7 protein-coding genes and 1 other RNA gene are annotated in these 6,382 nt (G+C 31.9%); 2 read left to right on the top strand and 6 right to left on the bottom strand.

Annotated features, from left to right (window positions below; translation table 11 throughout):
• Window positions 1-104: 104 nt before the first annotated feature.
• Complete coding sequence (locus tag AC1RP1_RS05165; RefSeq protein WP_409022266.1) at window positions 105-683, bottom strand: TMEM175 family protein; 579 nt, start codon at window positions 681-683, stop codon at window positions 105-107.
• Window positions 684-932: 249 nt separating this feature from the next.
• On the opposite strand from AC1RP1_RS05165, the gene AC1RP1_RS05160 reads away from it, so the two are divergent.
• Window positions 933-1,229 (top strand): bacteriocin immunity protein, encoded by a 297-nt coding sequence (locus AC1RP1_RS05160; RefSeq protein ID WP_481761412.1) that lies wholly within the window; start codon window positions 933-935, stop codon window positions 1,227-1,229.
• A gap of 332 nt (window positions 1,230-1,561) precedes the next feature.
• Here the strand turns inward: AC1RP1_RS05160 and ssrA are convergent.
• Window positions 1,562-1,932, bottom strand: a transfer-messenger RNA (tmRNA) gene (gene ssrA, locus AC1RP1_RS05155).
• A 124-nt stretch (window positions 1,933-2,056) separates the two neighbouring features.
• On the opposite strand from ssrA, the gene AC1RP1_RS05150 reads away from it, so the two are divergent.
• Window positions 2,057-2,686 (top strand): NAD(P)-dependent oxidoreductase, encoded by a 630-nt coding sequence (locus AC1RP1_RS05150; RefSeq protein ID WP_481761413.1) that lies wholly within the window; start codon window positions 2,057-2,059, stop codon window positions 2,684-2,686.
• Window positions 2,687-2,783: 97 nt separating this feature from the next.
• Here AC1RP1_RS05150 and AC1RP1_RS05145 read toward each other — a convergent pair whose 3' ends face one another.
• The 4 genes from AC1RP1_RS05145 to AC1RP1_RS05130 form a co-directional block, all read right to left on the bottom strand.
• Window positions 2,784-3,590, bottom strand: coding sequence for a Cof-type HAD-IIB family hydrolase (locus AC1RP1_RS05145; protein WP_409022263.1), 807 nt, complete (start codon window positions 3,588-3,590; stop codon window positions 2,784-2,786).
• Between the two features lie 101 nt (window positions 3,591-3,691).
• The gene (locus AC1RP1_RS05140) at window positions 3,692-4,498 is read right to left on the bottom strand and encodes a Cof-type HAD-IIB family hydrolase (RefSeq protein ID WP_481761414.1); all 807 of its coding nucleotides are present in this window, start codon (window positions 4,496-4,498) and stop codon (window positions 3,692-3,694) included.
• 33 nt (window positions 4,499-4,531) lie between these two features.
• The gene (locus AC1RP1_RS05135) at window positions 4,532-4,810 is read right to left on the bottom strand and encodes a hypothetical protein (protein ID WP_409022261.1); all 279 of its coding nucleotides are present in this window, start codon (window positions 4,808-4,810) and stop codon (window positions 4,532-4,534) included.
• Between the two features lie 123 nt (window positions 4,811-4,933).
• Window positions 4,934-6,316 carry a L,D-transpeptidase family protein gene (locus AC1RP1_RS05130; RefSeq protein ID WP_481761415.1) on the bottom strand — a complete coding sequence of 461 codons (1,383 nt, stop codon included), beginning with the start codon at window positions 6,314-6,316 and terminating at the stop codon, window positions 4,934-4,936.
• Between the last annotated feature and the right edge of the window lie 66 nt (window positions 6,317-6,382).

Below are 6,382 nucleotides of genomic sequence, written 5' to 3'. Positions count from 1 at the left end.
GGACATACAAAAATCCCTCCATGATTATCGGATGAAATTATATTATTTCATCTGACAACCATAAAGGGATTATTACACAAGAAATTTCTTGTTGGAACTTTTTTTCATTTGTCTTTATAGAAATTTTCAATTAATCGATTAGGTATAAACCAAATTGATGGTACAATCAGACAAAAAATTAACACCAACTCTGGTTTAATAAATACTGACATCAATCCAATAAGTGAAAAAGATAACGACACCCATGTTTTATTGTCATTTTTAATTGCTTTTGCTAAATTTGATTCAGGCCCATTTGCTCGAAGTAATTCATTAGTTAATACTACATACATAATATTAAATAATAGAAAGACAAGGCCATATAAAAAGGCAGGCGCAAATTTATTATAATGTTCACCAACCCAGCTTGTTGCAAATGGCATGAATGACATTACAAACATAAATCCAGTATTAACAATCAACACCCGCCCATTGATTTTATCCGCCAATTGAAACATGTGATGATGATTATTCCAGGTGACACCAATTAAAAAGAAACTTAATACGTAAGCTAAAAAAGTACTTTGAAGCGGTATTAAATCTGAAAATGTGTCTCCCTCTGGTGCTTTTAACTCTAAAACCATGATTGTCATAATAATAGCAACTACAGCATCTGTGAACGCTTCAACTCTACCTTTTGACATACGAACCCCCTAAATTTTTATAAATTTAGTATTACAAAGATTAGTCATTAAATCAACTAAAAATAATTCCACTTTTTAAAGATAAAATATACTTCCAACAAATATGGCAGGCATAAACTGGTAGGTTAATTTATATTTTAATGATCAACTGGGACCATATTTATCATTTATTATGTTAACTATTTCTCTTTAATTTATATATTTTAATATATTATTAGTTAATACAAATAAATTAAGGAGTTCTAGTCTATGAATAAATTAAAATGGTTTTCCGGCGGAGATGATCGTGGAAAACAGGCCGAACAAATTATTACCGATTTATTAACTGATTTAAGTACAAATAATGGTAATAATACACTTAAAATTACGTTACAAGCTTATCTCGAAGAACTAAAACAAAAACGTTCTTCTGTTCCATTCATTTTAAGTCGCATGAACTTAGATCTTTCTAAAGCCATCAGGAATGATGAACAACCTTTATCTGACAATCAATCTAAAAAATTAAAAGAGTTAACCTCTATCTCCAATATTAGATATGGTTACTAACTATATTCTTTCTTGGTTTATACCTTTATTTTAATATAAAGTTCGTAAAAAACGACTACTTACAAAAATAATCCTTTGTAAATGGTCATTTTTTGTGTCCGTAATTTCTAACAAATTAATTTATTTTTTCATAATAGACCTCTAATTTTATGGCAAAATAAAAAAGATAACTCGTCGAATCAAGTCATCTTTTCATCTGTTATGTTGAATAGGATTGTCAAAAATCACCTTAAAAACACCTTAATTTGCATTCAAACTCATTCAATCTTATTCAAACTTTTAAAATGCAAAAGTGATATTTTATAAGGCTTTTCAACCTTATTCAAACTGTAAAATGGAGATGGCGGGAGTCGAACCCGCGTCCAAGCATATTGCCACTCAAACATCTACGTTCATAGTTATACTATTTAAAATTCGCCAACCGTAGCGCCGTATAACAGGGCTAACACGTCTGACTAACCTGATTAGTCTCTTTTAACTTCTCCAGGTGGAAGAAGTTAACGTAAGTCCACTTAATTTAGGACCCAGATCTAGCACATGGACGATACTAGGAGGATCTACGTTAGAGCGCTATTAAGCAGCTAAAGCGTAAGTATTACTATTATTTTTTGCAGTTATAATTTAACTGAGCGTTTTAACGAAGACGCAAACTTCGAAACGCAATCCAAGCTCAACCTATACCTGTCGAATCCTGAACATCCCCATAACAACTATAAACATACCATATTTATCAGTTAAAATAAAGATGTAACCTGACGACTTATTCTTTGACAAAAAAATGTCATTCAACTATTGTGAAGACAGTTACTTAGAAAGGGAGTTATAAAATGAAAATTGGAATTATTGGTGCAACTGGTAAACAAGGACAATCTACATTAAAAGAGGCAGTTTCTCGTCATTTAGATGTTACTGCTATTATTAGAAATAAAAGCAAATTAACAGAAGATGTTCCTTTTATAGAAAAAGATCTTTTCAAGTTAACAACTGCTGATTTAGAATTATTTGATGTTATTGTAGATGCTTTTAACGCTCCATTTGGTCAAGAAAATCTTCATCAAACATCATTAAAACATTTAACGGATATCTTAGCTGATACTAAGGTTAAGCTCGTTATTGTTGGTGGCGCAAGTAGTCTTTTCGTTGATTCTGAAAAAACACTGTTACTTGGTGATACACCTGACTTCCCTGAAGGTGCTAAAGCAACAGCCAAAAATATGCGTGATGCTTTAGTCACACTCCGTACCGTTTCAAATGTAGATTGGGTCTATATTTCACCAGCTGCATTTTTCAATCCTAGTGGCGAAAAAACAGGCCACTATCAAATTGCCGGTGACGTTTTAACAATGAATTCACAAGGTAATAGTGAAATTAGCTATGCCGACTTCTCTATCGCATTGGTTGATGAAATTGAATCTAATTCACATCATCAAGAACGTTTTAGCGTTGTTTCTAAATAAATTTAATTATCTGCCACTTTCACAAGAAAGTGGTTTTTTTTGTAAAAAAATAAGTGATAATCATCACTTATTTTTACGTCATTATCTAAATTATATTTTAATATTTACCTGCTAAAACGTCATCAATTAAATCTAAGACGCTATCATCTTGATTTGAACCGATACGATGATTTGCCATTTTAGCTGCCATATTTGAAGACTTTTCCATTGCAAAACTTAATGGTGTGTATGCCAACATCTCAGCATCATTATCATTATCTCCAACGGTTACTACTTCATCATCTTTTACATCCCATAATTCTTGCAAAGCATTTAACCCATTTTGTTTTGTTGCCTCTTTAACATTGATATCAATAAATCCAAAACCAGAAACTTTTGCAACTAATGATTCATCAACATTTTCTTTTAATTTAACCGCAAATGTTTTATATTCGTCAATGGGGCCATTAATCGTAACTTTAGAAATAGTTTTTTCAACCTTACTTAAATTAGGGACCTTAATAATGTCTGGATAGTACGTATTAGCCATTTCTACAAAGTTATCAGACTCACTTGCATCAATATACCCACTCTCATCTGTTGATGCTAAGATTCCATAATTTGGCGATACCTTTTGGATATATAAAACTGTTTTTTCAAATACGGCTGGATCAATATTAAATGATCTGATATGGGTGTTGCCATCATAAATAACCGCACCGTTATCTGAAACGTAACCTATTTCACCAGAGATACGTTTAAAAATATCTTTAATTTTCATAACTTGATTTCCACTTGCTACCACGAAATGAATCCCTTTATTTTTTAGTTCAACTAATTGGTGACTAAATCTAACTTCATCAAACGTTTTATTATCTCTTAAAAATGTACCATCTAAATCCACTGCAATTATCTTGACTGTCAAAATTACATTCCTCCGATTATGCTTTAATAACTCTATTATACTGCATAAGTAAACGGATACAAAGAACTAAAAAGAAACGCCCCTTGGAAAAGAACGTTTCTTTACAATTTATGATTTAAAATATCATCAATGCTATCCAAAACACTATCATTTTGATTCAACCCAATGATGTGTTTTGCTGTTTTTTTAGCTAACTTTGATCCGCTAGCCATAGAAAAACTATTCGGCGTGAACGCCAACATTTCTTGATCATTATCATTATCCCCAAATGTCGCAACTTCTTCATCCAAGATTTGCCAACGATTTTGTAGTAAATTTATGCCGTTTTTCTTTGTCGCGTTCACTAAATTAATATCAATATAACCAAATCCAGACGCTTTTGCTTGAAGTTTATTATTCATTTCAGTATTTAATTGTAATGATATTCTTTCATATAACGACACGGGAAAATGACCCGTCAGCATAGAAATTCCTTGATTAAGTGATACCAAATTATCGACTCCGGTTACTTTCGGATAATAATCATTTACATCTTGAATAAATGTATCAGATTCCCGTTTATCATAGAAACCTCCTTGATTATTAACCGCTAATAGTCCTATTTCAGTGAATGTTTCCTTCAAATACTGAATCGTTTCTTGATAGAGACTATTTTCAAAAATGTATTCTTTCAATAACTCTTTTGCATCTTGAATGACTGCTCCATTTTCAGCAACGTAACCAATTTTATCTTTAATTTCTTTAAAATATTGTTCAATGGCTAAGGTTGGATTCCCACTTGCTACCACAAAATGTATTCCCTGTTGTTGCATCCTTTCAAATTGATGCGAAAATCTTTCTTTATCGTATGATTTATCATCCCTTAAAAATGTACCATCTAAATCTACTGCAATTAATTTAATCGTCATCCCTGCCACCTCTAACGTTATTATACATGATTTCTATACATAACTATATTCTTCAAATGGCGTATCAAACCAGTCATAACGCATTATAATTTGCATGACTCGATTCACAGGAATCCACAATCCCGACCGTAAAATATCTTTCATTGTCTCTAGAAATATCTTGTCATTTTTTGTACTATTTGGTTGTTTAATTTTTATAATTTCTGAATTTTCAGTTTTTACAGTAATAATATGATTGTTCAACGCAATGACTTGTGCAGAAACGATATTATCACTTATTAATTTATTATCTTTGTTTTTATCTATTTTCATTTTGTTAAACTTCCTTTCTGGTATAGGTTCATACTACCTTGGCTTTATGACTTATCTATGAAGTTATTAATAATAAATCATTAAAAAAAGCTTAACCAGTTTAAGAACTGATTAAGCCTTAAATTAATAAACAACAACAGGTTCGTTTTGTGAAACGTTCGCAAATAAAGTTGCCATTGCGGCTGGTTTTGTATTAACACAACCACCAGAACCATCTTTAAGATAAGCTGTTTTAGACCAATTTGTTCTCCAACTAGCGTCATGGAAACCAATTCCACTATTTGTGAATTGAGCCCAGTAACTAACTTTGACAGAATAATTAGCTTTACCAACTTCACTACCTTTAAGTATTGATGGCGTTTGTTTGTACATAATATACCAAACACCCTTAGTTGTATCTTCACCAGTACTATGTTTACCAGTTGCAACATCAGTTGTTAAAACAACCTTGCCATTTTTATGGATCCAAACTTTCTGCTGCGCAATTGACACTTCAGCATACGTATCTCCAAGTCCATCATTTGCAGTCGTTGTGTAACCAGTTCCATAAGTATTATAGCCAACACCATATTTATCATTGGTTGCGTCAATAGCTGCAGTACCATCTTCTAACGCTGTCAAAACATGTGTCACTGAGTCATTCATTCCAAGGGCCCAACCATATGATTGTCCACTAACTGGAACAGTACTTCCTGTAGCCGTTTTAAAATTATACTTTTTATTCAATGTTGCTTGTTTCTTATTAATTTCATCTACTTTTGCAGAAATACCACTCGTATCAACAACATATTTACCATCTTCAACAGTTGCTTGCTTAAGAATATCTGCACCCTTCAACGTATACTTCGTTGATTGAACGGTATAAACAGTCTGTCTAGCAGCTAGTGTATCCAATTTTTCAGTATCAGCTTTAACTGTTTTACTGTCAGCAGATAAAGGTTGGAGTTCAGTATCCTTCAACTTCGTAATGCTACTATAGCCAGCCTTATCATAGGCAGCTAAAATTTGCTTAACATTATATTGATTCCCTTTTTTCCCAGGTGTTACTGATACTTTTCCATTTTTTAAAATGGGACTTGCATCAACAGCCACTGTTCTTGTTTTATTTAACTTTGTTAGTTGGGTTTTTAATTGTGCTTTTAATTGATCCTTAACTGTTGTATTCAACTTTTGTGGAACAATCGCATAATTTTTCTTAACATTTGAAGGAAGAATGGTACGTTGCTTCTTCAACAATGCTTTAATCGCTGGCTTATCTTCATCAGTAAAACCAGTTGTTGTATCTTTTGCATCGACTATTTTTGTTTTACCTACATAAATAACATTTTTTGACGTTTCATTTTTTAACTTACTAATAACTTTATCAACACTTAATCCACTGACATCTGTATCATTAATTGTGATGCCTTTATTAAAATGCATACTTTGATTGAAACTTGCTCCACCAAGAATTCCCAAAACTAAAATACTTCCGATACTAATACCAATCTTTAACGATTTTTTCATAGTTTTTCACCTCATATTATGAATTCATAGTGCGCTATTCCCAATAAAAATATCATACCGCACTAT

The sequence above is a fragment of the Dellaglioa sp. CoH-56-MRSF-13 genome, from assembly GCF_056782095.1.
The sequence above is the reverse complement of the archived record's forward strand: the minus strand, read 5'-3'. Positions and strand labels throughout refer to the sequence as shown.

Coding starts and splice junctions, on each gene's coding strand:
- AC1RP1_RS05165 (WP_409022266.1), bottom strand. CDS start 683: ATGTCAAAAGGTAGAGTTGAAGCGTTCACAGATGCTGTAGTTGCTATT.
- AC1RP1_RS05160 (WP_481761412.1), top strand. CDS start 933: ATGAATAAATTAAAATGGTTTTCCGGCGGAGATGATCGTGGAAAACAG.
- AC1RP1_RS05150 (WP_481761413.1), top strand. CDS start 2,057: ATGAAAATTGGAATTATTGGTGCAACTGGTAAACAAGGACAATCTACA.
- AC1RP1_RS05140 (WP_481761414.1), bottom strand. CDS start 4,498: ATGACGATTAAATTAATTGCAGTAGATTTAGATGGTACATTTTTAAGG.
- AC1RP1_RS05135 (WP_409022261.1), bottom strand. CDS start 4,810: ATGAAAATAGATAAAAACAAAGATAATAAATTAATAAGTGATAATATC.
- AC1RP1_RS05130 (WP_481761415.1), bottom strand. CDS start 6,316: ATGAAAAAATCGTTAAAGATTGGTATTAGTATCGGAAGTATTTTAGTT.